We start from the raw sequence: 26554 nt of genomic DNA, 5'->3' as shown, positions 1-26554 counted from the left end.
CGCGGCATCTTTGAACTACTACCCTTCACGCGCCCCACAGCGTTGAAAGAAATCTGATCCATGAACCGATTCCAAGTCAAGAAAGTCGCCGTGCTCGGTGCCGGTGTGATGGGCGCGCAGATCGCGGCCCACCTGGTCAACGTCAAGGTGCCGGTGGTGCTGTTTGACCTGCCCGCCAAAGAAGGCCCGAAGAACGGTATCGTCACCCGCGCGGTCGACGGCTTGAAGAAGCTCAAACCCTCGCCGTTGGGTGTGGCGAGTGACGCCAGTTTGATCGGCCAGGCCAACTACGAAGATAATCTCGAACTGCTGCGCGGCTGCGACCTCATCATTGAGGCCATTGCCGAACGCATGGACTGGAAGCTCGATCTCTACAAAAAGATCGCGCCTTTCGTGGCCGACCATGCCATCGTGGCCAGCAACACCTCGGGCCTGTCGATCACGAAGCTGAGCGAAGGCTTGCCCGAAGCGGTCAAACCGCGCTTTTGCGGCATCCATTTTTTCAATCCACCGCGATACATGACGCTGGTGGAGCTGATCAACACCCCCACGACCGAACCCGTCATCCTCGACCAGTTGGAGGCCTTCGTCACCAGTGGTCTGGGCAAAGGCGTGGTGCGCGCCAAGGACACGCCCAACTTCGTGGCTAACCGCATCGGCATCGCCGGCATGCTGGCGACGATGAAGGAGGTGGAAAACTTCGGCCTTACATTTGATGTGGTCGACGACCTCACCGGCAAGCGCCTTGGGCGCGCCAGCAGCGGTACCTTCCGAACCGCCGATGTGGTGGGCCTGGACACCATGGCGCACGTGATCAAGACGCTGCAGGACAACCTGTCGCTGAAGACCGACCCGTTTTACGAGAGCTTTGGTACGCCGCCCGTCTTGAAAGCGCTGATCGAGGCCGGCCACCTGGGCCAGAAGGCCAAGGCCGGCTTCTTCAAGAAGGTGGGGCGCGACATCCTGCGTTACGACGGTGAGAGCGGCGAGTACGTGCCTGCCGGAGCCAAGGCCGACGAGGTCTACGGCCGCATGCTCAAGCGCCCCGCGGCCGAGCGCCTGCGCCTGCTTCGCGGCGCCGAAGGCCCACAGGGCCAGTTCCTCTGGGCGATTCTGCGCAATGGTTTCCACTACGCTGCCGTGCACCTGGCTGACATCGCCGATACTGCGCGAGATGTGGACCAGGCCATGCGCTGGGGCTTTGGCATGAAGCAGGGCCCGTTTGAGCTCTGGCAGGAAGCCGGTTGGCTGGACGTGGCGAAGATGGTCCAGGAGGACATCGATGCCGGCAAGGCGCTTTGCAAGGCGCCCCTGCCCGACTGGGTGTTCAAGGGGCCTGTGGCTGAGGCCGGTGGCGTGCACACCGAGCAAGGCTCGTGGAACCCATCGAAAAATGCCTTCGATCCGCGCCGCGACCTGCCGGTGTGCCAGCGCCAGCACTTCCCCGAGTTGCTGCTGGGCGAAGCCGGACCGAAGTTTCAGATGGCCGGCACGACCATCGAGGAGAGCGATTCGATCCGTGTCTGGACGCTGGACAACGAGGTCCTGATCGCCAGCATCAAGACCAAGATGCACGCCATCAGCCCCGAGGTCTGTGAGGGCCTGATGACGGCCATTGAGCTGGCGGAGAAGGAGTACCAGGGCCTGGTTATCTGGTCGGGTGACGAGCCCTTCAGCGCTGGCGCTGATTTGCAGGCCATGCTGCCGGCCTTCATGGCCGTGGGTGTGGCCGCCATCGAAGACGCCGAAGGTTTCATGCAGCAGACCATGCTGCGCCTGCGTTACGCCAGCGTGCCGGTCGTTTCGGCAGTACGCGGCCTGGCACTGGGCGGAGGCTGCGAGCTCGCGGTGTACAGCGCGCGCCGCGTGGTGCACATGGAGAGCTACATCGGTCTGGTGGAAGTGGGCGTGGGCCTGGTGCCGGGAGCAGGTGGCCTCACCTACATTGCGCGTCGCGCCGCCGAAAACGCGGAAACCTCCACCGGCAAAGACCTGTTGCCGTTCCTCACGGAAGGCTTCACCGCCGCGGCCATGGCCAAGGTGGGCACAAGCGCCATCGAGTCACGCCAGCTGGGCTATGTGTTGCACAGCGACCTGATCGTGCCGCACAAGGACGAGCTGCTGTTCGTGGCGCTCAGTGAAGCGAAAGCCATGTTTGCCAGCGGCTACCGCGCGCCGCACCAGCGTCTGTTCCCGGTGGCCGGGCGGGACGGCAAGGCCACCATCCTGGGCAGCCTGGTCAACATGCGCGACGGTGGTTTCATCAGCGAGCACGACTTCCACATCGCGTCCCTGATCGCGAACGTGGTCACCGGCGGCGACGTCGACCCGGGCACGCTGGTGAACGAGGAATACCTGATGACGCTGGAGCGCCAGGCGTTTTGTTCCTTGATCGTGCACCCGAAGACGCAGGAGCGGATTCTGGGGATGTTGAACACAGGCAAACCCGTCCGAAATTGACCCACCCCCACGCCTCGCTTGCAGCGCGTCACCCCCTCAAGGGGCGATGCTGGCGGCCCGGCGGAGCCGGCTCCGAGGCATCCTGGGTTTGGGATACATCGCGCCGGATGGCGCCTTGGCTAGACTGATTTGGAAAGACACACATGACTGATCTGGTTTCTTACGCTTTTGCCGACGGCGTGGCCACCTTGACCATGGACGATGGCAAGGCCAACGCCATGAGCCCGGCGATGCAGGCGGCCTTGAATGCGGCGTTCGACCGCGCCGAAGCGGACAAAGCCATCGTGGTGCTGACCGGGCGGCAGGGCGTATTTTCCGGCGGCTTTGATCTGGGCGTGTTCAAGGCGGGCGACCCCAAGGTGACGTTTCAGATGCTGACCGGAGGCGCACAGCTGGCGCAGCGGGTGCTGTCGTACCCGCACCCGGTGATCGCCGCTTGCTCGGGCCACGCGGTGGCCATGGGCCTGTTTCTGCTGCAGTGCGCGGATGTGCGCATTGGCCTGAAGGCCGGTGCCACGTTCCAGGCCAACGAGGTGCTGATCGGCATGACGCTGCCGTACTTTGCGCTGGAGACGATTCGCCAACGCGTGACCACGCCGCACCTGCACCTGGTCGGCACGGCATCGCCTTACGCCGGGGAAGACGCCGTGCGCGCCGGCCTGCTGGACGAAGCGGTGGCGCCCGAGGCGCTGGCTGAGGCGGTGCAGGCGCATGTGGAGCGCTTGAAGAAAGCACACCCAGCCTCGTTCAGCGCCACCAAGCAGCGCCTGCGCGCGCCGGTGATGTCGGCCATGCCATCTGCCGTCGAAAAAGACATCGCCGACTGGAAGCGCCTGGGCACGGCTCAAGCCTGAACCTTTTTCTATATGACACGTGCTGCAACTCACCGAACGCAGCTGACACCACGAGGCATTTGCCATGAAACAGATTCAAGACGCCTACATCGTTGCCGCCACGCGCACGCCCATTGGCCGCTCGCACAAAGGCTCCTTCAAACACCTGCGGCCCGACGAGCTGCTCGCCTTGGCCCTGCGTTCGGCGCTGGCGCAAGCGCCCGGCCTCGATTCCAAGGCCATTGAAGACGTGATCTGCGGCTGCGCCATCCCCGAGGCCCAGCAGGGCCTGAACGTGGCGCGTATTGGCGCCATCCTGGCGGGCCTGCCCAATACCGTGGGCGGCATCACGGTGAACCGCTTCTGCGCTTCGGGCCTGTCTGCCGTGCAGATGGCAGCCGACCGCATCCGCGTCGGCGAGGCCGATGTGATAATCGCCGCCGGCACCGAGAGCATGAGCATGGTGCCGATGATGGGCAACTCGCCCAGCCTCTCGCCCACCATCTTCGTCAACACCGATGACGTCGAGAGCTATGGCATCGCCTATGGCATGGGCCTGACGGCCGAGAGGGTGGCGCAGCAGTGGAAGGTGAGCCGCGACGCGCAGGATGCCTTTGCCGTGCAATCGCACGCCCGCGCGGTGGCGGCCATGAAGGCGGGTGACTTCGCCGCCGAGATGACGCCGGTGGACGTGACCGAACGCAGCGTGAACCTGGAGACCGCGGAAGTCAGCACCAGCACGCGCACCGTCAGCCTGGACGAAGGCGCCCGGCCCGACACCACATTGGAAGGTCTGGCCAAATTGCGCACCGTGTTCGCGGCACGCGGCTCGGTCACCGCCGGCAACAGCTCGCAGACCAGCGATGGTGCGGGCGCGCTGATCCTGGTGAGCGAGGCTGCGCTGAAGCGCTACAACCTGAAGCCGCTGGCCCGTTTCGTCAGCTACGCCAGCCGCGGTGTGCCGCCGCACATCATGGGCATTGGCCCCATCGAAGCCATTCCTGCCGCGCTGAAAAACGCCGGCCTGAAGCTGGAGGACATGGACTGGGTCGAGTTGAACGAAGCCTTTGCCGCACAGTCACTGGCCGTCATGAACACCTTGGGTCTGGACCCGGCCAAAGTCAACCCCATGGGCGGTGCGATCGCGCTGGGTCACCCGCTGGGCGCGACTGGTGCGATCCGCTCGGCCACGGTGGTGCATGCTTTGCAGCGCACGCAGAAGCGCTACGGCATGGTGACGATGTGTGTGGGCATGGGGCAGGGGGCCGCGGGGATCTTTGAGCGTGTGTAAACACCCGCCCCCGCGCCAGCTTCGCCGTCACCCGCCAAAGAGGGTGCGGCACTGGCGGCCCGGCAAAGCCGGTTCCGCGGTGCCCTGGCGTGGGGCACTTCAGCCCTGATCGGTTGTCGCGGTTCAGACAGTGTTTGATCGACGCCCTTCGGCACACTGAGGGCCATGAACATGCAACACGCATTCGACCAAGCCATCGCACTCACGCCAACCGCTGAGGGCAAATACACCGGCAGCACCTCGCCGGCCTACGCCAACATGGTCGGACCGTTTGGCGGTGTGACGGCGGCCACCGCCCTCAACGGCATACTGCAACATCCGGCGCTGCTGGGTGAGCCGGTGGCGTTGACGGTGAACTTTTGTGCGGCGCTGGCCGATGGACTGTTTGACGTGACCGCGCGGCCCGTGCGCACCAACCGGTCCACGCAGCACTGGGTAGTCGAGATCACGCAGCCCGATGCCAGCGGTGCACCGGCGATGGTGATGACCGCCACCGCCATGACGGCGGCGAGGCGTGAGACCTGGAGCGTGGACGACGAGCCCATGCCTGCCGTGCCGGCGCCCGACTCGGTACCGGATCCGACCCAGTTGCCGCAGGTCGAATGGGTGCGGCGCTACCAGATGCGCTTCATCGAAGGCGGTATTCCGGCCGACTGGGACGGTGGCGGCAGCGACAGCCAGACCCGGCTGTGGATGCGTGAATCGGTGCCACGCGCGCTCGATTTTTGCAGTCTCACCGCATTGGCCGATGTCTTTTTTCCTCGCGCCTGGTTGCGCCGCGCCACCCGAGTGCCGGTGGGCACGGTGTCGATGACGGTGTACTTTCACGCAGGCGCCGCACCGCTGGCCGAACTGGGCCAAGGCTGGGTGCTGGGTCAGGCGCGCGCGCAAGCGTTTCGCAACGGCTTCTTCGACCAGGCCGCCTTGCTCTGGAGTGAAGGCGGCCACCTGCTCGCCAGCAGCCACCAGGTCGTCTACTACAAGACCTGAGGGGCAACCCCTCCTTCAAGGGACGAACGGTTCATCTCGAGCGCAGCCTGCAAAGGCAGCGAGGCTGTCCCCGATTCGATGCGCGCACACAGATCCGCGCTGGGCTTGAGGGTCGTGTCGTGTCTCCTTTGAAAGGGCGTGCGCCGTCAAAGATGTGGACAATCGTGCTGAAGATCAGGGGCATCCAGCCCCAGCACTCTCCTTTCACCCAACCGGATCACGACATGAGCGACATCCTCGTCCACAACGAAGCCGGCGTGACCACGCTGACCTTCAACCGCCCCGACAAGAAAAACTCCATCACCGCCTCCATGTACGCGACGCTGGCCGATGCGCTGGCGGTGGCCGAGGCCGATGCCAACGTGCGCTGCGTGGTGTTCCAGGGCAACGAAACCACCTTCAGCGCTGGCAACGACATCGGCGATTTCCTGAACAACCCGCCGGCCACCGGGGATTCGCCGGTGTTCCGCTTTCTGCGCGGCATCGCCGGCTTCCCCAAACCAGCGATCGCGGCGGTGTGCGGCCCGGCGGTGGGCATCGGCACCACGCTGTTGTTGCACTGCGATCTGGTCTATGCCGGCGATAACGCGGCCTTCTCCATGCCCTTCGTCAACCTGGGCCTCTGCCCCGAGGCAGCGTCCAGCCTGCTGGTGCCGCAGATGCTGGGCTACCACCGTGCGGCAGAAGCCCTGCTGCTGGGCGAGCCCTTCATGGCCGAGGCGGCACTGGAAGTGGGGCTGGTCAACCGGGTCTTGCCACCGAGTGAGGCTGCGAACTACGCGCACGCCGTGGCCCGCAAACTCGCGGTCAAGCCGCTGAGCTCCCTGATCGAGACCAAGCGCCTTATGAAAAAAGGCCAGGCCCAGCAGGTGATGGCGGTGATGGCCGAAGAGGGCGAGAGTTTTGGTCGCATGTTGCGCGAGCCCGCCGCCCGCGAAGCGTTCGGCGCCTTCATGGAGCGGCGCAAGCCCGACTTCTCCCAGGTCTGAACCCCGCGCAACCGAGAGACAACGTGAGCAACCCGCTGGACAAGGCCCGAACCCTGTTTGTCAGTGGAAACGCGCACTTCGAGGCCGGGCGCCTGGAAGCTGCTCTCGCTGACTTCGATGCCGCGCTGGCGCACTCGCCCGGTCGCCCTTCGCTGCTGGTCAACCGCGGCGCCACGCTTTGCCGGCTGGCGCGCTGGGAGGAGGCCTTGCCCACGTTGCAGGCCGCCGCGCAGGTCGACCCAGACCACGCCGACGCCTGGGCCGCCATGGGGCTGGCGCAGCAGGCCCTGGGCCAGTGGGCTGCTGCGACCGAATCGCTGCAGCGTGCCCACGCCTTGGGCTTGAGAGACGGCGCCCTGTGTCTCGCGCTGGCCGATTGCCAGATGCGCCTCGAACGACCGGGCGCTGCGTTGGCCGCCGTTGACCAGGCGCTGGCGGCGGACGCCTCCTTGGCCGAGGCCTGGAGCCTGCGCGGCAACCTGATGCGCGAGGCCGGCCGGTTGACCGAGGCGGCAGCCGCTTTTGATCAGGCGCTGGTGCATGGCGGCCATCCTGAGCTGCACCGCTTCTACCTGGCCTCGGTGCGGTCGGGTGAGCCGGTGCCGCCGCATCCGCCACGCGCTTATGTCGAGTCGCTGTTTGATGACTACGCGCCCGATTTCCAACAGCACCTGCTGCAAGACCTCAAGTACCAGGCTCACAGCCGCTTGCTCGCGCCGATCCTGGCCGAAGGCCGCCGTTGGCCGCTGGCGCTGGACCTGGGTTGTGGCAGCGGCCTGTGTGGCCAGCTGCTCGCGCCCGTGTGCGACGCGGTGGACGGTGTGGATGTGTCGCGCGTCATGGTCGAGCAGGCGACCGCCAGCGGCGACTACCGGCGTGTGCATCACGCCGATTTGCTGCCGTTCCTCACAGCGAGTGAGTCGCTCGCCGACCTGATCGTGGCGGCGGATGTGTTCATTTACGTGGGCGCGCTGGATGACGCGTTGCCCGCCGCAGCTCAGCGCCTGGCGCCCGGCGGCATCCTGGCCTTCAGCGTCGAGCAGGCCGATCCGGGGCACGACTTGCAGCTGAGGCCCAGCCTGCGCTACGCCCACGGCCGCGCCGCCATCGAGCGGCTGGCCACGTCTTGCGGGCTCAGCGTGCGCGCCCTGTGGGCAGCGGCGATTCGCGAAGACCAGCGGCAGCCGGTGATGGGCTGGTACGCGCTGTTGCAGCGCTCCGACGGTGCACAGGCCGCCAGCTGACGGCTTTACCCAGGCTTTGCCTGAGCAACCATGCGCTTCGCTCGGGATCAGGCATCATGCAGACATGGTTCAGTCAGCATTCATGAAGCTACTTCGTGTTCCTCCGCCAACGGCAGAACGAGCAGGTGCCGTGTTGGCCAGCCTGCGTCGCCGGGTGGTGGTGGCTGGCGGAGCGTTGATGGTTGCCCTGTCGCTCGCCGCCTGTGGGCAGCCAGTGGTCTCATCGCCGCGCTGCGGTGCCGCGTCACCTACGGCTGCCGGCCAGCGCGTGCTGGTGAGTTTTCGCCAGGCCACGGTGGCCGATGCGCCCGCGGTGATTGAGCAACTGCAGACGCTCGCTGGCGCCTGCGTGCGCCTGGTGTCGAGCGTCTCGCCCACTCTGCATGTTTATGTGGTGAGCGGACCGGTCGATATGGCGGTGTTGCGCGCCAGGTGGCTCACCTGGGCGGCGGTGCGGGATGTCGAGGCCGACGTGCTGATTCGTCGGCAGTGAGCGTTTGGAAAATGCTTAGATTCCACCTGCCGTTTCCTTCTCTTGAAGACAGCCTCGGAATCTCCATGACCCCAACACCGCTGCACTCATCGCCCCACCTCCGGTCTCTGCTGGTGGCCGCGCTGTTGGGCGTATGCCTGGGTGCCGTCGCCGCTCCTAAGACTGGCAAGGTGCCCAGCGGTGCGGTGGCCGTCACCTCGGTGGCCGAGCCCGCGAGCGTGCAGCGATTGCTCATTCGCTACCGCACGGGCATCAAAATGGGCGCCGCGGCCGCTGCTGCCGGCGACACCGAACACGCCCAGGCTGCGGTCCAGGTGACGCGCAGCGCGAGTCTGGCCGGCGAGCGCAAGATGCACTACCTCAAGTCGGTCTCGCCCAGCCTGCACGTGGCCACGCTGGAGCAGCCGGTCTCGGTTGCAGAGGCCAGGGCGATGATGCAGCGTCTGCAAGCCGATCCCGCCGTGCTCGACGTCATGATCGACCAGCGCGCCAAGCCGCACCTGGTGCCCAACGATCCTTATTTCACGGGCCGTGATCAATGGCATCTGCAGCCGTCCAGCGTCATTCCCGGGGGTCTGAACGTCAACACCGCATGGGACCGCAGCACGGGCAGTGGTGTGGTGATTGCGATCCTGGATGGTGGCTATGTCACGCATGCTGATCTGTTGCCCAACGTATTGCCTGGTTACGATTTTGTGAGTGCTGATGACCCAGCCAGTTACGGCGGGAATGCGTATTGGACGGCCAACGACGGCAATGCCCGTGATTCGATTGCACTGGATCCGGGAGACTGGGTGACACAGGCGGATGTTGATGATGGGTTTTGTGACCAGGTGACCCCTGAAAGCACCTGGCACGGGAGTCATGTGGCAGGCTTGGCTGGCGCTGTGGGCAACAACAACCAGAGCGGCCTGGGCGTGGCATTTGGCGCCAAGATATTGCCTGTGCGAGTGCTCGGCCGCTGCGGTGGCTACGTGTCTGACATCCTCACAGGCGCTCGTTGGGCGGCGGGACTGGCGGTGCCCAACCTGTCGCTGAACCCATTCCCAGCGCGCATTCTCAACATGAGCCTGGGTCTGCCTGGCACATGCACCAGCACGATCCAGAGCGTCATTGACGAGGTTCGGTCGCGCGATGTCAGCATCGTGGCGTCGGCAGGCAACGATGGCAACACCTTGATCTCGGTCCCCGCCAATTGCCTCGGTGTCTTTGCTGTGACGGCGCACACCCGCGAAGGAGACAACGCCGACTACGCCAATGTGGGTTTGGGCGTTCGGATCAGCGCGGCTGGAGGCGGTCTGAACACCATATTGCTGGAGCAACCCGGCACTCCTCGTGACATCGTTTCCACCGGCAATGCCGGATTGACTGTGGCGACCAGCGATGCCGATCTGTTGCTGTCGGGTACCAGCATGGCGGCGCCGCAAGTGGCTGGTGTGTTGGCGTTGCTCGCAGCAGCACGCCCTGACCTGCCGATGTCCACCCTGGAATCTTTTGTCGTCAGCAGCGCCCGGGCCTTTCCGGCCGGGGGGTACTGCGCGACCAATCCACAAGGCTTGCCATCAGGTTTTTGCGGCAGTGGACTTTTGGACGCCGATGCCGCCATGGCCGTAGCCTTGGGCTACGCGCCTTCTAGTGGAGGCGGCTGCACGGCTGCCCCGAACAGTCAGGTTGACCTCGGCCTGTTGCTGCTGGCGCTGGCCGCCGCGGGCCTGATGGTCTGGCGCCGTCGCCAGGTCCGCTGAGTCTCGCGCGCAGTTCAGCTTGCGATGCGCCGTGCCACCCAGAAGGTGGCACCTTCGCTGCCATAGCGTTCGGCGTGGAGCACTTCGGGCTCCAGGCTGAAGCGGTCGCCGGCGCGCAGGTGTTGGGTGACGCCGTTCACGGTCAGCCACAGCTCGCCGCGCACCATCAGGGCCTGGACGGCAAACGGGTGGGTGTGTGGGTCTACCAGCGCATGGGGCGCCCACTCTCGCGTCAACACAGCGTCAAAGCCTTGACGCAAGGCCTGTGTCTGGAAATCATCGAAGCTGGGGATTTCCATGCCGACATTCTGCGCCTGGCGCAGCGGGTGCGCCATCGCGCGCGCGCGACGCCTCAGGCCAGCTCGATGCTGGCTAGGTGCAGGTCAAACGGGCCAGGCTCGGATCGTACCGCCATGATGCCGATCTGGTGAATGACGTCGTCCGGTTGCCATGGCCGTTCGTGTATCTCGCGTCCGCGGCGGCGCGCGACAAAATGGCTCAGTGGCAAGCTCACGGTGGTCCAGTCGGGTGGGGCCTCCACCTCGGCCTGCCATTGCACGCCGTCTGCCTCGGATTGCCGGTGCAGACAGCACTTGTAAGACCCGCCATCACCACGCAGCACCAGGACCACCGACCGGGCCCCGCCCAGTGGCTGCGGCGCGGTCAGCCGACATCGGAAGGAGGCAAACCCTCCCCCGTGAGCAAGACTGACCTGGCCACTCAGCTGCAGGTGCGCCACGCGGTCGGCGTCGGTGGTGAGCAGCTGCGCCGTGCCTGTGGAGCGCCCGCCCATCACCTGATCGTGCAGGCCCATCCAGCCTCCATCAGATGGTTGTGCGGTGGCGGCGCGCCACAAATCGCGCGGCAGGGCGTCGGTGTTCATGGCGACATGCTGCCGCAAGCAGCCGATGGGCACAGGCGAACGCCATTTGTCCGCAAGCCCACCCGGGGCTCTGGGGCTGCGCTAGGCTTGTGCATAGCGTCCACTCTCAAAAGGTTGAACATGGAAGACTCTCGCTGCTGCGGCACCGGTACCTGCATCATCAACGAAGACGGCCAGTGCTGGTGCGGCCAGCGCTGGGATGGCGCGCGCATGTGTTTTCCCGAGTCGCTCGACACCCAGGTCGGCGCTGATGGCACAGCAACCCAATCGGGCTCGGCGTCAGCCGGCGACGAAGACATCGCTCACTGATCAAGCGGGCCAGCGCGGCCCCGGCGCACCCGCCTGCCACACCGGCAACTTGACCATGCAGGTGGCGAACAGGGGGCTGCCCAGCCAGCCGTCTAGCCAGCGCCGCGTGGCCAGCCAGGGGGTAGCCGCCCAGGCATTTGCATCGATCGCAGCAAACTGGCGCACAAACGGAAAGATGGCCGCATCAGCCCAGTTGGGACCACTCCCACCCAGGTGGCCGGTCGCGCCCAGCGCGGCTTCAAGCGGTTCGATCAGGCAGCGCTCGGCCGCTGCGCGGTACACCTCGGCGCGCTGTTCGGGGAAACGTTCCGCGTACTTGGTTCGGTCGAGCCAGTGTTTGAACTCGCCATCGGTGATGCTGACCAGCGATGGATCGCGCGCGGCATCACCGCGGACCAGCCAGCCGTCCTGGTCATGCTGAGCAAGCGCCCAGCGAACGATGTCCAGGCTTTGCGTCAGCACCTGCCCGCCACCGATATCCAGCACCGGCACCGTCGCTGCGCGGGAGCAGGCCAGCAGCTCGTCTGGCTTGCGTCGCAGATCCACTTCGCGCAGCTCCACTGCCACGCCCGCCTGCAGCAAGGCCAGCCGCGCCCGAATGGCGTAGGGGCAGCGACGGAACGAGTAGAGGATCGGCAAGGCCGGCATGGACAACTCAGCCCGCGGCCACCAGGGCGCGGTACCCCTGGCGCGTGCGCTCGGACACAGCTTGCAGCACCTGTGCATACGCAGTCTGGTGGCGCGCCAGCAACCGCGCCGACGCCACCGTCTGGGAGCGACAATACCAGTGGCAGCTGTGCTGGAACAGAAACAGCTCGGCGGACAGCCGGTAGGCCTGGTCGCGCCGGCTGAGCGCCTCGGGGTTGGACAAGGCTTCGGCCACTCCTTGGGCGTGCAGCGCCATCAACGAGCGCAGATCGAGGGTGTTCACGGGCAGCCAGCGCGCCGCCAGCGCCGCGGCGACTGGCCAGCGACTGATGCGGGCCTGGCTGGCGTCTTCGCGGGCGACCTGCGCGGCCAGGCGTTCCAGCTGGGTGCTCAGCCGCTGCTCGGTGAGGCGCAAGTTGTTCCAGATCGGTTCGCTGCGTTCAGCGTCGCTTTCGCCCAGCGCACGCAGGTAGCCTGTGCTCACCTGCTCCATGAGCTTTTCGATCTCAAAGGGTTGCAGCAGCTTGGCGAGCCAGATGATTCGCTGGTGTTGCTGTTGGCGATTGGCGAGAAAAAGCGCAGCCAACAGCAGCGCGGGCAAAAAAACGAGGTCCATACCCCATTGTCGCCCGCGGGCGAGCGGCGATCTCAGGTCAGTTCTTCGCGCAGGCCAAGCAGAATTTTTTTGCCGCGGTTATCCCGACTCAGCGCGACCAGGCCCTCGTCTTTGAGCGAGGCAAAGCCAGTGTGCTGCTTCAAGGCTTCATCGTCCAGCGCCACAAAGGCCATGGTCCAGTCATCAAAATTGCGCGTGGCGATCGACCCTTCCCAAAGCCGATACACCTGCTGGTGGCGGGGATCCGCTTCGATGCGCTCGTACAGCGCTTCGATCACCGACTGCTCCCCTTCGAGCAGCTGCATGAACTCGCGTTCGTGGTAAATCATCATGCCGGTGATGCCAGCGGCCTGGTTGCGAGCCCGCGACTTGTCGAGCAACGCGCCGAGATCTTCGGACGACATCGCGTCGCAGGCCAGGCTCATGTAGACAATTTCGTGCAGTGGCATCCAGGACCTTCAACTGAGTGACTGGAATCACTGTAATACAAGCAGACGCTGTGAATCCACTTGACCCTGGAGCGCTGTGCTGCATCGGCATGGCCTTACCGCAAGCTACCACCGTCCCTGAGCGGGCCACGCGCCAGGTGCTTGACCACAGCCGCGCGACTCGACATCGGTTGGTTTTGATCAGGGTCTTCCCGGGGGTGGGTCCTGTCTTTTTCAGCGCAGATTCATGAATCTGCTGAAAGGAACGGCCAGCACACTGGCCGGCAGCAAACCAACCGTAGAGCAGCATGGGCTCCGTGGATGGTTTTGCGGCGGCAGTGCCTGCTCGCTACAAGGACACTTTTGTGAAGTATCCCGGGTGGCGGTGCAGGTGCTCAAGAAAGCGGGTGCCACCCGCGTGGTGGCGTGCTGAAGCGACGATGTGCCGTCGGGCCGGCTCACCCATTCCGCTGGCGACAACATGCCAGGACGATGAAACCGTGGTGTTCCTCTGGATCGTCTGGCCCTCGCCGGCGGTGGGCGATGCCGGCAGAACAAGATGATGAACGACCCCCGCACGGACCCGCCCACCAACCCCATGCCGTTCGATGGGCCGCGTTGCATTTCTGGTGGTGTTCGGGCGCTGCTAGAACCGTGAGTGCCTCTCTTTGATCTCAGCGTTGTCCTTGCGCGCGACCGCTTGCCCGACGCCACGCTGAAGTGCGTCTGGGATGCTCGCCTGCCCGTGCGCTTCGTGATCTCCAGCCCCTCCATCCAGCGCATTCGCAAGCTGGTGGCGGAGTCGTGCGCCCAGGGCCCGAATCGCTGGCTGGACTGCCAGGGCGACATCGCTTCCGATTTTCAGTCCGTATTTGGCGAGACGCCAGGGCGGTTGACCTGCTTCGGGTGTTGACCGACCCCAAGACCACGGGCTCAACCGTGAGCGCATGGTCTGGTCTGATCGCGCGTTACCGACGCTCCATCTGCAGCGGCACGCTGAGCTGTGACTTGCTGGCACAAAAAAGGCCCCGGCACTTGCGTACCGGGGCCAAGAGGAGGACGGTCGGGAAAGGGTTTTTCGTCAGGTGGTTTGCTGGATGCCAGCCAGCAGCCAGCCGCCTGCGCCCTGGCGCGGCTTGGTGAGGTGCCAGATTTCATCGAAGTTTTCCGTCAGCGCGGCGCCGTTTTCACGGGTTTCACCAGTGAAGCGCACGCTCACTACGTAGCGGTCGGCGCCTTCTTCCACATCGATTACGGTAGCGTCGATGCGCACCACGTCGGTGTGCTGCTCGGCAGCGCCTCGATCGGAGAGGTCCATGCTGAGCTCGGCAAACATCTCCGGGGTGGTGAAGGAGCGGATGTCGTCTAAGTTGCCCGCATCGTTGGCGGCCTGCAGGCGGATGAAGTTGACCTTGGCGTTGCGTTCGAAACCCGCGACGTCGAAGTCTGCAGGCAGACTGCTTGACTCAGCCGCTGACGCACCGATGGCGCTGCCGATCATCGAACCACCCGAGCTACCAGTACCGGTTGCGCTCACCGGGGTACGGAAAGCGTTCTGAGGATTGTTGCGGTTGGCGCCTGCCCCGGCGTAAGCCAGGCCGCCATTGCCGCCTTGCTGGGCGGCGCGCTTGCGCATGATGAAGCCGAAGACCGCGATCGCTGCTACCACCAGGAGACCGATCATCAGCATGTTGGCCAGCTCTTCGCCAAATCCCAGGTGCGACGCCAGGGCTGCAATACCCAGGCCAGCGGCCAGACCGGCCACCGGGCCCATCCAGCTGCGACCGGTGGTCGCGGCGGCGCCTGCGGCACCAGCGGCAGGTGCGGCAGCAGCAGGCTGTGCCGGGGCCCTGGCGGGTGGCGTGGCCTGGCGTTGCATGCCAAAGGACTTGCCGCCGCCGATGCGTTTGGCCTCGGCTTCAAGGTGAACCGTGCCCAGACCCAAGGTCATGACCACGGCCAGCAGGGATAGCCACTTTTTCATCAGAGTCTCCGTCAGGGAAAGTTGAGTTGGCCTGAAGGGTAGTGGAGGCTACGTTCCTGAAAAAGCAGATATATCCAGATAATCCATCTGTAAAAACAGAACTGAAGGCTTGGTGAGGCATTCCCGGATGTCGATCAGCGCCGTGAATCCGGGCGCCGACGACCTGGCGTCAGGCGCTGACCAGGCCCAAACGCTGCATCAGAGCGTCGCGCAGTCCGGGCTTAAAGTTGATGCGTTCGGGGTCGGCTTTGACGGCCTGGACCACGCGCGGATCCATCACGCGGAACCACAGCGGCGGAAGGTAAGCCACCAGAAACATGCCGAAGTAGCCCGAGGGCAGGCGCGGCAGGTCAGGGAAGTCGCGCAGCGACTGGTAGCCGCGCCTCGGGTGGGCATGGTGGTCCGAATGCCGCTGCAGCTGGAACACCACCAGGTTGGACACGAGGTGGTTGCTGTTCCAGGAATGGTGGGGGGCGCAGCGCTCGTAGCGGCCATCTGCCTTGCGTCGGCGCTGCAGGCCATAGTGTTCGATGTAGTTGGCCGAGGTCAGCTGGAACGCGCCCCAGAACGCCACCAGCGGCAGCGCGGCCGCCATGGGCCAGCCGTAGAAAGCGATCAAGCCGCCGTAGAGCACCAGCGTGAGCAAGCCTGCCTGCAGAATTTCGTTGTCGGGGTGCCAGGCGCTGCGGCCTCGTAGGCGCAGCCGCGTGGCCTCCAGGGACCAGGCGCGCACAAAGGCGCCGGGCATCTCGCGCAGCACAAAGCGGTAGATGCTCTCGCCCAGGCGGGCCGAGGCCGGGTCTTCTGGCGTGGACACATGGCGGTGGTGGCCGCGGTTGTGCTCGATGGAAAAGTGGCCGTAACCCCCCAGCGCGCTGTTGAACAAAGCCAGCTTGCGACCCAGCCAGTCCTGCTTGTGGCCGAGTTCATGGCTCAGGTTCAGGCCGAAGCCCAGCACCGAGCCCGTGACCACCACGGTGACCAGCCACGCGGCGAGCGGCAAAGCGTGGGTGGCGAGAAACACCAGGTTGAACAGCACGGTGCTCCACAGCACCGGCACCGTGGCATAGAGAATCCACCGGTAGTAGCCATCGGCTTCCAGGGCGGGTACCTCGCCTTCAGGCGGGTTGGTCAGGTCCTCCCCCAGCCACCAGTCGGCCAGCGGGATGACGCCATAAAACAGCGCCAGCGGCAGCGCGAACCACCAGAGGCTGGTGGCGCCCAGGGTGTGGGCCAGGGTGCCGGTGGCGGCGATGCCTGGCCCCACCACCGACAGCAGCCAGCCCCAGCGCTTGCGGTCGCGAAAGCGCTGAGGTGATGGGGACACTGTTTCAGACGCGTTCATCACGTCATTGTGAACAGGCGACGCTGTTTTGACCAGACCAGACCAGACCAGACCAGACCAGACCAGACCAGACCAGACCAGACCAGACCAGACCAGACCAGACCAGACCCCGGACCGGCATGTTTTCTGCACTTGCTATGCTGGGCTATAGCGCAATGTCGAATCCTGGAGGCGCCGTGTTTTCCCTGCCCATCCCCATCACCACCGAACCCTCGATCGCCCGATTGGCTCTGCGCCTGAGCGGTCTGGTGCGCGCCCGCCTGTGGCTGCAGGTGCTGGTGGCCATGGCGGCGGGCATCGCCACCGGCATGGCCATCGGCCCCACAGGCGGCTGGCTGGCGCCTGCCACCGCGGAGCTTGTCAGCAACTGGCTGGCCATGCCGGGCTACCTGTTTCTCGCCCTGGTGCAGATGATCGTGATTCCGCTGGTGGTTGCCTCCATCATCCTGGGCATGACCAGCTCGCGCGACGCGCAGCAGCTGCGCACTATGGGCTTGAGCACCGGTCTGTTTTTTCTTTTCACCACCGTGGTGGCGGCCCTGATCGGCCTGGTGATCGCGCTCACCGTGCAGCCGGGCAGCTTCTTGCAAGTCGCCGAATTGCCATCTGCGGTCGCGTCGGCCAACGCCCCGTCCGCGGCCCCATCGCTGTCGACCCTGCCCAACCAGCTCGTGCGCATCGTGCCCACCAACCCACTGCAGGCCAGCGTGGAGCAGAACATGCTGCAGGTGGTGGTGTTTGCGATCTTCGTCGGCGTCGCCCTGGTCACCATGGACAGCAAGCTGGCCAAGCCGCTGGTGGATCTGCTGGGCGCGGTGCAAGAGGTGAGCATGGTGGTGGTTCGCTGGGCGATGTACTTGGTGCCGGCTGCGGTGTTTGGTCTGCTGACCCAGCTCACCGCGCGCATGGGTCTGGACGCGCTGCTGGGCATGGGTGTCTACGTGATCACGGTGATCGGTGCGCTGCTGGTGGCATTCGCGTTCCTGATGGCCATTTACGCCGTGGGCCGCCGACGCTCGCCGCTGAGTTTTCTGCGCGGTAGCCGCGATGTCTTGCTGCTGGCCTTCTCCACCTCCAGCTCGGCCGCCGTCATGCCGCTGACCATCCGCACCGCCGAGGAGTCGCTCGGTGTGAGGCCTGGCGTGTCGCGTTTTGTGATTCCGTTGGGTACCACCATCAACATGGCGGGGACCGCGCTGTACCAGGTGATGGCCACGCTGTTCCTGGCGCAGGTTTATCAGGTCGATGTGGGGCTGTCCGGGCTGCTGCTGGTGGTAGTGCTGGCGGTGGGTGCGTCCATCGGCTCACCGGGCACGCCCGGCATCGGCATCGTCATCCTGGCGATGATGCTGGGCACGGTGGGCATTCCGGCCGAAGGGATTGCCCTCATCATCGGCGTGGACCGCATCCTCGACATGAGCCGTACCACGCTCAACGTGGCCGGTGATCTGGTCGCCGCGAGCGTGATTGACCAGCGCACGTCAGACAGTGCGCTGGCCCCCAGCCCCGCTCAGCAACTGGACGCCCACACGCCATGAACAGCTTTGGCCAGCGTGCCACGGGCGAGCGGCTGGAGCGCATGCGTGCCTCGCCGCTGTGGCATGGCACGGGTTTTCGCAACCAACATCCGGTGTTGCCGGGCCTGCGCGATCCTTCAGTGCCCATGCCGTCGCCGAAGGAATTCCTGCTGGGGGGCGAGCGGCGTGTGCCGGATGCGCCGCTGCCATCGCTGGACCCGCGACAAGCCTGGAGCCGTACACCAGCCAGCGGCCTGCGCGCGACCTGGCTGGGCCATTCCACGGTGCTGCTTGAAATGGACGGCCACCGGGTGCTCACCGACCCGGTCTGGGGCAAGCGTGCATCCCCTTTTGCGTTGCTGGGCCCCAAACGCTTCCAGCCGGTGCCGCTTCGACTGCGCCAGATGCCCGAAGTGGACGTAGTCGTGATCTCGCACGACCACTATGACCACCTTGACTACCCGACGATCCGAGCGCTCGCCCGCCACAGCGCGGTGCCCTTCGTCACCTCGCTGGGGGTGGGTGCGCACCTGCAGGCCTGGGGCGTGGCGCCCCAGCGCATCATCGAGCTTGACTGGTGGGAAACCCACCGGGTGCTAGGCACCGGTCTGACCATCACGGCCGCGCCATCGCAACATTTTTCCGGCCGCGGCCTCAAAGATCGTAACGCCACGCTCTGGTCGTCCATGGTCGTGCGCAGCGAACGCCATGCCGTGTTCTTCAGTGGCGACACCGGGCTTACCACCGAATACACCGCCATCCGCGACCGCCTCGGCCCGTTTGATCTGGTGATGCTCGAAGTCGGTGCCTTTCATCCCGCCTGGGGCGATATCCACCTGGGCCCGCTCAACGCCCTCAAGGCCCACGCCCTGCTCGGTAGCGGCGCGTTCATGCCGGTGCATTGGGGTACCTTCAGCCTCGCCATGCACGCTTGGGACGAGCCGGCCGACACCTTGCTGGCCCACGCCCTGGTTCCTGAGCAGCTGCTGATGCCGCGGCTGGGTGAAGCGGTCGAGCCCGCGAACACCCGACCGGTACAGACCTGGTGGCGGCAGCCTGGTGGGGAGCAGGCGGTGCCGGCAATGCATTCGGTGCAGACCCCTGCGCCCGATGGCGACCCGAAGCGCGAACTGCCGTGGCCGCTTGATTGAAGGCGGCGCGAGACGCCCGGCGCTTGCCCGCCGTGTCCATGCAGGCTTCAAGGCTGGCAGCACCTCCCTACAATGGATCGCATGATTGCTCGTGAACCCACCATCGCCCGCCTCAGCAGTGCCCAACACCTCCTGCTGGATCCCTATGGCCTGAGCCCTGCGCACCTGCAGCGGGCGCTGGGCGAAATCATGTCGCACGGCGTGGACGACGCCGACCTGTATTTCCAGTACACCCGCAGCGAGGGCTGGAGCCTGGAAGAGGGCATCGTCAAGACCGGCAGCTTCAGCATCGACCAGGGCGTGGGCGTGCGCGCGGTTAGCGGTGAAAAAACGGCGTTTGCTTACTCGGATGACCTGTCCTGGGCCTCGCTGCTCGATGCCGCGCACACGGTGCGTACCATTTCCGGTCAGGGCCAGAATCGTCGCGTCAAGCGCGCGCCGGCGGTGAAGGTCGCCAAAACGCGTTCGCTTTACCCAGGCGTGGACCCGATCGCCACACTGGACAGCACGGCTAAAGTGGCCTTGCTGGAGAAGGTGGAGAAACTGGCCAAGGCCAAGGACCCGCGTGTGGTGCAGGTCATGGCCGGACTGGCGAGCGAATACGACGTGGTGCTGGTGGCGCGGGCCGATGGCACCCTGGCAGCCGATGTGCGCCCGCTAATCCGCCTCTCGGTCACCGTGATCGCAGAACAGAAGGGCCGTCGCGAAATGGGCTCTTCCGGTGGAGGTGGCCGGTTTGGCTTGGATTACTTCGACGAAGTCTTGGTCCAGTCATATGTGGACGAGGCAGTCAGCAACGCGCTGACCAACCTCGATGCGCGCCCCGCACCGGCAGGCGAAATGGTGGTGGTGCTGGGCTCGGGCTGGCCAGGCATTCTGTTGCACGAAGCCGTGGGTCATGGCCTGGAAGGCGACTTCAACCGCAAAGGCTCAAGCGCGTTCGCCGGAAAAATCGGCAAGCGGGTGGCGGCCAAGGGCGTGACTGTGCTGGACGACGGCACCATTGCCGACCGCCGCGGTTCACTCAACGTGGATGACGAAGGCCATCCGTCGCAGAAAAATGTGTTGATCGAAGACGGCATCCTGCGTGGCTACATCCAGGACTCGATGAATGCGCGTCTCATGGGCGTCAAGCCCACCGGCAACGGTCGGCGCGAGAGCTACGCTCATGTGCCCATGCCGCGCATGACCAACACCTACATGTTGGGAGGCGACAAGAGCCCGGACGAAATCGTCGCCAGCATCAAGAAGGGTCTGTACGCCACCAATTTCGGCGGTGGCCAGGTCGATATCACCAGCGGCAAGTTCGTGTTTTCCGCCAGCCAGGCCTATTGGGTGGAAAACGGGCAGATCCAGTATCCGGTCAAGGGTGCCACCTTGGTGGGCAATGGTCCCGATGCACTCACTCGCGTGAGCATGATCGGAAACGACATGAAGCTCGACAGCGGCGTGGGCACTTGCGGCAAAGAAGGCCAGAGCGTGCCGGTGGGCGTGGGCCAGCCCACCTTGCGCATCGACGGGCTGACGGTCGGCGGTACCGCTTGAGGGGCCCCTCGAGTTCTCCACCGAAGGCCTGAGCTTCGGCGTGACTCGCCGCTGTCAGCGGCCCGTCACCCCCGCTGTGCTACATTCACTGCCCATGAGCTTGCCTCGCGCCTTTTCCTTTTATTTTTGGTTCTCAGTCCCAGGCGGACGAGAGGCGAGGCTGTAAGCACTTCACCGAATCTCGATCAAACCGCCGGGCGACAACACCCGGCGGTTTTTTTTGGTCTGTTGGTTTCCGTCATTTTCTTAGAACGTTTTCAGGAGTCATCGCGATGAATGCCAAGTCCACCACCCACAGCCAGGATGCCTGGCATGCCCGTCCTGTCGACAAGACCAGCCAGACCGACGACGAACGCATCAAAGACATCACCGTGCTGCCTCCTCCCGAGCACCTGATCCGCTTTTTCCCGATCGGGGGTACGCCGGTGGAGGACCTGATCACCCGCACCCGCCAGCGCATCCACCGCATCCTGCACGGCAAAGACGACCGCCTGCTGGTGGTGATTGGTCCCTGCTCGATCCACGACCCGGCCGCCGCTCTGGACTACGCGCGCCGCCTGCAGCCGCTGCGCGAGCAATACTCCGATACGCTGGAGATCGTGATGCGCGTCTATTTCGAAAAGCCGCGCACTACGGTGGGCTGGAAGGGGCTCATCAACGACCCGTACCTGGACGAGAGCTACCGCATCGACGAGGGCCTGCGCATTGCGCGCCAGCTGCTGATCGAGATCAACCGCATGGGCCTGCCGGCGGGCAGTGAATTCTTGGATGTGATCTCGCCTCAGTACATCGGTGACTTGATCGCCTGGGGCGCGATTGGCGCGCGCACCACAGAAAGCCAGGTGCACCGTGAGCTGGCCTCAGGTCTGTCGGCACCGATCGGCTTCAAGAACGGCACCGATGGCAACATCAAGATCGCGACCGACGCCATTCAGGCCGCAGCACGCGGCCATCACTTCCTTTCGGTACACAAAAACGGCCAGGTGGCGGTGGTGCAGACGCAAGGCAACCCCGATTGCCACGTGATCCTGCGCGGCGGCAAGGCACCCAACTACGACGCCACCCACGTCGCCGCAGCGGTGAAGGACCTTGAGGCCGCCAAGCTCATGCCGCGCCTGATGGTGGATTGCAGCCACGCGAACAGCAGCAAGCAGCACGAAAAGCAGCTCGACGTGGCGCGCGACATCGCGGCGCAGATCGAAGGTGGCTCGCGCAGCGTGTTCGGTCTGATGATCGAAAGCCACATCGAAGCCGGTGCGCAGAAGTTCACGCCCGGCAAGGACAGCGTGAAGAAACTCGCCTACGGACAGAGCATCACCGACGCCTGCCTGGGGTGGAGCGATTCCGAACAGGCGCTCGCAATCCTGTCGCAGGCCGTGAAAACCACACGCAGCCGCACCCGCTGATCCCACAGGGTACCCGACGACTTTGTCACGCTGCCCCCTTCCGTATGACACTATGAGTTGGCTTTGTCTTGGTGAAGCCCAGAGCGCTTGATATTCTGGCGCTGCTGATCGCAGGCCACTCGGGGATTGCGGTGTCGGCTTGAACGCCTTGATGGAGAGGACGCGAGGGTGGAACAACCAGTATTGCGGCTTGGGCTGCTGGGCTTTCCCGATGGCGCAGCGCAGCGGGTGCTGTCCTGGGCTGCGCACGCGCAGCCCGGCTGGCCGCAGTGGTGCGAAAGCGATCCGCACCGGGCCGACGCCTGGATGATTTTCGGCGGCTCGGTCGATGTACTTGGCCGCGATGCGCTGGTGGTTCGCCATCCGCTGGCGTCGGACGCGCGCCTGACGCTCAACCGCGCGGAGGTTGATCGACCGCTCGCCTTCGCCAGCCCTTTGCCTGAAGGCTTTGCGTCCGCCGAGTTTTTCGAGGCGGACAGCGAGAAAAGCGTGCGCCAGCGGCTGCAGCGCTTCGAAGCCTGGCTGCGTCCCTTGCGCACCCAGTTCGCGCTCGGCGCCCAGTTGGTGGAGCGGGTGGCCAAGTACAAGGGCGGTATCGTGCACATCACCCACGACAACAAGCTGATCGCGGTGATCGACCTGGATCGTTGGAAAGCCGGCATCCACATCCCGGCCCGTCCGGTCGACCTGGCCATGGCCGAATGGATCCGGCGCCCGGCGCTGGCCAATGACATTCCCTCATCCTTCATCCGGCTGCCGGTGCACCAGATCATGTGGACGTACGCGGTGCGCACGCTGCGTGATGTGCTGCCGGCGCGCTACCGCGAGCAGACGATTTACCTTCGCCGCATTCCCCCGATGCCGCCGCGATGGTTTGACGATGTGCACCTGCTCATCATGCGCGAGCTCATGATTCGCCCGGGCAAGTTGGGCGAGCTGCTGGAGCGCACGGGTCTGGTACCCGATGTGCTGGCCCACCACCTAGCATCGCTGTATTTTGCCGGCGGGGTCACCACCGATGCTGACAGCGCGCGGCGCGCCGAGCCCAAGGCGCGTCGGGCGCTGGTCGCTCTGCACCTGGATCAGTCGGTGCTCCACAACGACCCCCATGCATCGGGCGCCCCCAACGGAGCCGTGTCGGAGTTTGGTGCACCGTCCAGCATCCTGCGCGACAGCCAGCATTCACCGCTAAGGCCGGTCAGTCCCCCGGCTCCTGATCCCACGGTGCCGATGCCGCTGCCCGAGCGCGGCGAAGACTGAAGGCCGATGAGGTGAAACAGCACAATCGGGTGGTCCTGTTACCCTCACCCGTATAGCCAGAAGGAGCCGATTGCATGCGCAGCCAAGTCACCGTGAGCTGGAGCGACACAGCCACTTACCGTTTTGATCTGGAAGAAGTCCAGCCCATGCCCCATGAGCAGGCGCGCGCGTGGCTGGACGAGCAGTTCACCGCCATGGAGTGCGAGCCGACCCGGCTGACGGGCAAAGTGCTCACCGCCGACAAGGTGCTGGCGGTGGCGCTGGCCGCCGGCCCGGGCCATTTCCTCGATGCAAAGCACCGCGATTGGGCTGTGACGTATGCGCGGGCGGCCAGCGCGGCGCTGGCCAAGCCGGTGGTGTCGGTCGACCTGGCGAGGATGTCGGTCGGTTACTGAACCGTGTGACCTGCGAGCAGCCCTTTCAAGCCTCGCTCAAAGCGGCCAGCAGCTTGGCGTGCACGCCGCCAAAGCCGCCATTGCTCATGCACACGATGTGGTCGCCCCCCTTTGCGGCGGCGCTGACCAGTTCCACCAGCTCGTCGATGCCATGCGCCACCCGGGCGCGCTCGCCCATGGGCAGCAGCGCATGCGCTGCGTCCCAGTCCAGCCCGCCGGTGTGGCAGAACGCCAGGTCGGCGGCATCCAGACTCCAGGCTAGCTGTGACCGCATCGTGCCCAGTTTCATGGTGTTGCTGCGGGGCTCGAACACCGCCAGGATGCGGCCGCGTGGTGCGCCGGCCTGGTCCAGCCGACGCCGCAGGCCGTCGAGCGTGGTTCGGATCGCCGTGGGGTGGTGCGCAAAGTCGTCGTACACCATGATGGGCAAACCCTGTCGCTGCACACTGCCGCTCAGCTCCATACGGCGGCGCACATTCTCGAATTGAGCCAACGCCTTCGCTGCGATGTCGGGCGCTACGCCCACGTGGTCGGCGGCGGCGATCGCGGCCAGCGCGTTGAGCTGGTTGTGCACGCCGGTGAGCGACCACTCGACTCGCGCCACCACCTCGCCGCGCCGCAGCACATCAAAAGCATGGGGCTCGCCCTGCGCGGTGAAATCACTCACTGCCGCCCCAAAACTGCGCAGCTCACTCCACAGGCCCTGATGCAACACGCGCTCCAAAGCCTCTTCCAGCCCGTTGACCACCACACGGCCCGAAGCGGGCACGGTGCGCACCAGATGGTGGAACTGGCGTTCGATGGCGGCGATGTTGTCGAAGATGTCGGCGTGGTCGAATTCCAGGTTGTTCAGGATGGCGGTGCGCGGTCGGTAGTGCACAAACTTGCTGCGTTTGTCGAAGAACGCGGTGTCGTATTCGTCGGCTTCAATGACGAAACAAGGCCCCCACGCTCCGCCGCTGTGCGGCTCGCTGCCCCCCGAAGGGGCTGGGCCTGCCTTGGGGCGACCAGTCGGCTCCCATGCTCGATCGGTTGCGCGGGTCGCTGTCCCGTCAGGGAGTGGCGCTTCTGTGCTTTGTGTGTCGCTGTTCCCCAGGCGCGCTGACACACCAAAGTTCATCGGCACGCCGCCAATCAGGAAACCGGGCTGAAGTCCGGCGCTCTCCAGGATCCAGGCCAGCATGGCGGTGGTGGTGGTTTTGCCGTGGGTGCCAGCGACAGCCAGCACATGGCGACCTTGCAGCACATGCTCAGCCAGCCATTGAGGTCCGCTGGTGTAGGACGCGCCGGCGTTCAGGATCGCTTCCATGAGCGGGAACTTGGGTGTGCCATCGGGCCGGCGCACGCGGCTGACCACGTTGCCCACCACGTACATGTCGGGCGCCAGCGCCATCTGGTCGGCGTCGAAGCCCTCGATCAGGTCGATGCCCAGGGCGCGCAGCTGGTCGCTCATGGGCGGATAGACGCCCGCGTCGCAACCTGTCACACGGTGCCCGGCCTCGCGGGCCAGCGCCGCCAGTCCGCCCATGAAGGTGCCGCAGATTCCCAGGATGTGTATGTGCATGACGTGATTCTAGGAGGCTGCGAGGGCCGGACCTGCGGGGTGTCTTGCCGAGCGGCAGCGCTCAGCTTTCGCTCCATGGGCCATGCCACCCTGAGCGGTGGGGAGAACCGGCAGCGTTCACAATAGTGAGATGGATCTAACCCGAAGCGATGCCAGCACCGAGCTGGTCCAAGTGGCCGCCCGGCTGGTGGTGGACGATGGCTTGGCGTTTGCCGCGGCCAAGCGCCAGGCCATCCGGCAACTCGGCCTGCCTGCGCGCACTGCCCTGCCCGATAACGCCGCTGTGGATGCCGCGGTGCGTGAGCACATCGCCATTTTTTGCGCCGACACCCAGCCGGCCGAGCTGCTCGCCCTGCGAGAGCTGGCGCTGGTCTGGATGGGCCGACTGGCCGCCTTCAACCCGCACCTGGGCGGCGCGGTCTGGCATGGCACGGCTACGCGACACAGCGACATCCACCTGTACCTGTTCTGTGAAGATCCCAAGTCGGCCGAATGGGCCCTGATCGACCAGCGGGTGGACTACCGGGCTGGTGAGGTGCCCGGTTGGCGGGGCGAGCCGGTGCCGGCGCTGACGCTGCGTTGCCGTGCTGAAGCGCTGGATCAATGGGTGATGCTTCACCTTCTGGTGCACGACCTTGACGATCTGCGCGGCGCGCTCAAGGCCGACGCCCAAGGGCGCAAACCGCGTGGCCATGCGCAAGCCTTGCGCGCGCTGATGAGCGTAGCCGTTGATGCCCCGGAGGCGGGTCAGTGAACCGCCGCCAATGGGCGATGGCGGGCGTGGCGCTGGCGGCTGGTGCCACAGGCGCGGGCGTGGCCTGGTGGCGGTTCCAGCCGCACGCGGTGCAGGACGGCGCGACGGCCGCTTTCTGGGCCAGTCAGTTCGAAGGTCCAAATGGTGAATTGGTGGATCTCCAAGCTTGGCGCGGTCGACCCCTGCTGGTCAACTTCTGGGCCACCTGGTGTCCGCCCTGCGTGGAAGAGTTGCCCATGCTCAATGCTTTTCACACCCAGCACTCGGCGCGCGGCTGGCAGGTGCTGGGCTTGGCGGTGGACCAGCCCAGCGCGGTGCGCCGCTTTTTGGAAAAGCTGCCCCTGGTGTTCCCGGTCGGCATGGCAGGCCTGGCCGGAACTGAACTCAGCCGCACGTTGGGCAATGCGTCAGGAGCTTTGCCGTTCACCGTGGTGATGGGGCGTGATGGTGCGGTGCTGCACCGCAAGCTCGGGAAGGTGTCTCAGGCCGATCTGGATACCTGGGCGCAGCTGGCCTGACCTGCAATACAAACGCGTTGTGCGAGAGGTTCCGGCGACAAGCTGGGTTCGTGCTGCCAAATGCACTCAAAAAAGGGTAAAGTGCACGCATTGAAGCTGCCGCCCTCCCTTGTCGAAGCAGGCTGCTTCGGGTTTCGGGTGCATCGCCAGCTTCAGCTGATCGATCCCGCATGGGGTACACTGCGC

Annotated in this window: 26 protein-coding genes; 18 read left to right on the top strand and 8 right to left on the bottom strand. The window is 65.3% G+C overall.

What is annotated here, in order from left to right:
- Window positions 1-60: 60 nt before the first annotated feature.
- The 8 genes from GPT34_RS03610 to GPT34_RS03575 all read left to right on the top strand — a co-directional run bounded on the left by GPT34_RS03610 (window position 61) and on the right by GPT34_RS03575 (window position 10045).
- The gene (locus GPT34_RS03610; RefSeq protein WP_291009769.1) at window positions 61-2460 is read left to right on the top strand and encodes a 3-hydroxyacyl-CoA dehydrogenase/enoyl-CoA hydratase family protein; all 2400 of its coding nucleotides are present in this window, start codon (window positions 61-63) and stop codon (window positions 2458-2460) included.
- A gap of 143 nt (window positions 2461-2603) precedes the next feature.
- Window positions 2604-3314: a crotonase/enoyl-CoA hydratase family protein gene (locus tag GPT34_RS03605; protein WP_291009767.1), complete on the top strand. Its 711-nt coding sequence runs from the start codon at window positions 2604-2606 to the stop codon at window positions 3312-3314.
- Between the two features lie 64 nt (window positions 3315-3378).
- Window positions 3379-4584: an acetyl-CoA C-acyltransferase gene (locus GPT34_RS03600; protein ID WP_291009765.1), complete on the top strand. Its 1206-nt coding sequence runs from the start codon at window positions 3379-3381 to the stop codon at window positions 4582-4584.
- A 165-nt stretch (window positions 4585-4749) separates the two neighbouring features.
- Window positions 4750-5574 (top strand): thioesterase family protein, encoded by an 825-nt coding sequence (locus tag GPT34_RS03595; RefSeq protein ID WP_291009763.1) that lies wholly within the window; start codon window positions 4750-4752, stop codon window positions 5572-5574.
- 224 nt (window positions 5575-5798) lie between these two features.
- Window positions 5799-6563 (top strand): enoyl-CoA hydratase, encoded by a 765-nt coding sequence (locus GPT34_RS03590; RefSeq protein WP_291009761.1) that lies wholly within the window; start codon window positions 5799-5801, stop codon window positions 6561-6563.
- A gap of 23 nt (window positions 6564-6586) precedes the next feature.
- The gene (locus GPT34_RS03585) at window positions 6587-7807 is read left to right on the top strand and encodes a tetratricopeptide repeat protein (RefSeq protein WP_291009759.1); all 1221 of its coding nucleotides are present in this window, start codon (window positions 6587-6589) and stop codon (window positions 7805-7807) included.
- A 130-nt stretch (window positions 7808-7937) separates the two neighbouring features.
- Window positions 7938-8300 carry a hypothetical protein gene (locus tag GPT34_RS03580; RefSeq protein ID WP_291009757.1) on the top strand — a complete coding sequence of 121 codons (363 nt, stop codon included), beginning with the start codon at window positions 7938-7940 and terminating at the stop codon, window positions 8298-8300.
- A 65-nt stretch (window positions 8301-8365) separates the two neighbouring features.
- Entirely contained in the window at window positions 8366-10045 is a 1680-nt protein-coding gene (locus GPT34_RS03575) for a S8 family serine peptidase (RefSeq protein ID WP_291009755.1), read from the top strand.
- 14 nt (window positions 10046-10059) lie between these two features.
- On the opposite strand, the gene GPT34_RS03570 is transcribed toward GPT34_RS03575, so the two are convergent.
- On the bottom strand, window positions 10060-10344 hold the full coding sequence (locus tag GPT34_RS03570) for an AraC family ligand binding domain-containing protein (protein ID WP_291009753.1): 285 nt from the start codon (window positions 10342-10344) through the stop codon (window positions 10060-10062).
- Between the two features lie 53 nt (window positions 10345-10397).
- Window positions 10398-10928, bottom strand: a complete 531-nt coding sequence (locus GPT34_RS03565; protein ID WP_291009751.1) for a CIA30 family protein — start codon at window positions 10926-10928, stop codon at window positions 10398-10400.
- Between the two features lie 120 nt (window positions 10929-11048).
- Between GPT34_RS03565 and GPT34_RS03560 the strand changes: the two genes are divergently transcribed.
- The gene (locus tag GPT34_RS03560; RefSeq protein WP_291009749.1) at window positions 11049-11237 is read left to right on the top strand and encodes a hypothetical protein; all 189 of its coding nucleotides are present in this window, start codon (window positions 11049-11051) and stop codon (window positions 11235-11237) included.
- Here GPT34_RS03560 and GPT34_RS03555 read toward each other — a convergent pair whose 3' ends face one another.
- From GPT34_RS03555 to GPT34_RS03545, 3 genes are read right to left on the bottom strand one after another with little or no spacing between them, the layout of a single operon-like run.
- Window positions 11238-11885: a glutathione S-transferase N-terminal domain-containing protein gene (locus tag GPT34_RS03555; protein WP_291009747.1), complete on the bottom strand. Its 648-nt coding sequence runs from the start codon at window positions 11883-11885 to the stop codon at window positions 11238-11240.
- A gap of 7 nt (window positions 11886-11892) precedes the next feature.
- Complete coding sequence (locus tag GPT34_RS03550) at window positions 11893-12501, bottom strand: hypothetical protein (protein WP_291009745.1); 609 nt, start codon at window positions 12499-12501, stop codon at window positions 11893-11895.
- Window positions 12502-12533: 32 nt separating this feature from the next.
- Window positions 12534-12950 (bottom strand): BLUF domain-containing protein, encoded by a 417-nt coding sequence (locus GPT34_RS03545; RefSeq protein WP_291009743.1) that lies wholly within the window; start codon window positions 12948-12950, stop codon window positions 12534-12536.
- Window positions 12951-13587: 637 nt separating this feature from the next.
- On the opposite strand from GPT34_RS03545, the gene GPT34_RS03540 reads away from it, so the two are divergent.
- The gene (locus GPT34_RS03540) at window positions 13588-13842 is read left to right on the top strand and encodes a DUF3047 domain-containing protein (protein ID WP_291009741.1); all 255 of its coding nucleotides are present in this window, start codon (window positions 13588-13590) and stop codon (window positions 13840-13842) included.
- A 168-nt stretch (window positions 13843-14010) separates the two neighbouring features.
- Here GPT34_RS03540 and GPT34_RS03535 read toward each other — a convergent pair whose 3' ends face one another.
- Both GPT34_RS03535 and GPT34_RS03530 read right to left on the bottom strand, forming a co-directional pair.
- Window positions 14011-14913, bottom strand: coding sequence for a Tim44-like domain-containing protein (locus GPT34_RS03535; protein ID WP_291009739.1), 903 nt, complete (start codon window positions 14911-14913; stop codon window positions 14011-14013).
- 169 nt (window positions 14914-15082) lie between these two features.
- Window positions 15083-16258, bottom strand: a complete 1176-nt coding sequence (locus GPT34_RS03530) for an alkane 1-monooxygenase (RefSeq protein ID WP_291009737.1) — start codon at window positions 16256-16258, stop codon at window positions 15083-15085.
- A 176-nt stretch (window positions 16259-16434) separates the two neighbouring features.
- Here GPT34_RS03530 and GPT34_RS03525 point away from each other — a divergent pair, with 176 nt between their 5' ends.
- The 6 genes from GPT34_RS03525 to GPT34_RS03500 all read left to right on the top strand — a co-directional run bounded on the left by GPT34_RS03525 (window position 16435) and on the right by GPT34_RS03500 (window position 23532).
- The gene (locus GPT34_RS03525) at window positions 16435-17796 is read left to right on the top strand and encodes a dicarboxylate/amino acid:cation symporter (RefSeq protein WP_291009734.1); all 1362 of its coding nucleotides are present in this window, start codon (window positions 16435-16437) and stop codon (window positions 17794-17796) included.
- Window positions 17793-18926 (top strand): MBL fold metallo-hydrolase, encoded by a 1134-nt coding sequence (locus GPT34_RS03520; protein WP_291009732.1) that lies wholly within the window; start codon window positions 17793-17795, stop codon window positions 18924-18926. The genes GPT34_RS03525 and GPT34_RS03520 overlap by 4 nt, the downstream gene beginning before the upstream one ends.
- A gap of 81 nt (window positions 18927-19007) precedes the next feature.
- Window positions 19008-20471 carry a metalloprotease TldD gene (tldD, locus tag GPT34_RS03515; protein WP_291009730.1) on the top strand — a complete coding sequence of 488 codons (1464 nt, stop codon included), beginning with the start codon at window positions 19008-19010 and terminating at the stop codon, window positions 20469-20471.
- Between the two features lie 272 nt (window positions 20472-20743).
- The gene (locus GPT34_RS03510) at window positions 20744-21877 is read left to right on the top strand and encodes a 3-deoxy-7-phosphoheptulonate synthase (RefSeq protein WP_291009728.1); all 1134 of its coding nucleotides are present in this window, start codon (window positions 20744-20746) and stop codon (window positions 21875-21877) included.
- A 168-nt stretch (window positions 21878-22045) separates the two neighbouring features.
- A complete protein-coding gene (locus tag GPT34_RS03505; RefSeq protein ID WP_291009726.1) occupies window positions 22046-23137 on the top strand; it encodes a hypothetical protein in 1092 nt (363 codons plus the stop codon).
- A 74-nt stretch (window positions 23138-23211) separates the two neighbouring features.
- A complete protein-coding gene (locus GPT34_RS03500; protein ID WP_291009725.1) occupies window positions 23212-23532 on the top strand; it encodes a hypothetical protein in 321 nt (106 codons plus the stop codon).
- A gap of 25 nt (window positions 23533-23557) precedes the next feature.
- On the opposite strand, the gene mpl is transcribed toward GPT34_RS03500, so the two are convergent.
- Entirely contained in the window at window positions 23558-25096 is a 1539-nt protein-coding gene (gene mpl, locus GPT34_RS03495; RefSeq protein ID WP_291009723.1) for a UDP-N-acetylmuramate:L-alanyl-gamma-D-glutamyl-meso-diaminopimelate ligase, read from the bottom strand.
- A 130-nt stretch (window positions 25097-25226) separates the two neighbouring features.
- On the opposite strand from mpl, the gene GPT34_RS03490 reads away from it, so the two are divergent.
- Window positions 25227-25850 carry a hypothetical protein gene (locus GPT34_RS03490; protein ID WP_291009721.1) on the top strand — a complete coding sequence of 208 codons (624 nt, stop codon included), beginning with the start codon at window positions 25227-25229 and terminating at the stop codon, window positions 25848-25850.
- 17 nt (window positions 25851-25867) lie between these two features.
- Window positions 25868-26368, top strand: a complete 501-nt coding sequence (locus GPT34_RS03485; protein WP_291009905.1) for a TlpA disulfide reductase family protein — start codon at window positions 25868-25870, stop codon at window positions 26366-26368.
- Window positions 26369-26554: the final 186 nt, after the last annotated feature.

It is taken from the genome of Hydrogenophaga sp. (genome assembly GCF_011390835.1).
In the GTDB taxonomy this organism is placed as follows: domain Bacteria; phylum Pseudomonadota; class Gammaproteobacteria; order Burkholderiales; family Burkholderiaceae_C; genus Hydrogenophaga.
Note: the sequence above shows the minus strand (reverse complement) of the source record. Positions and strands in the feature narration are given on the sequence as shown.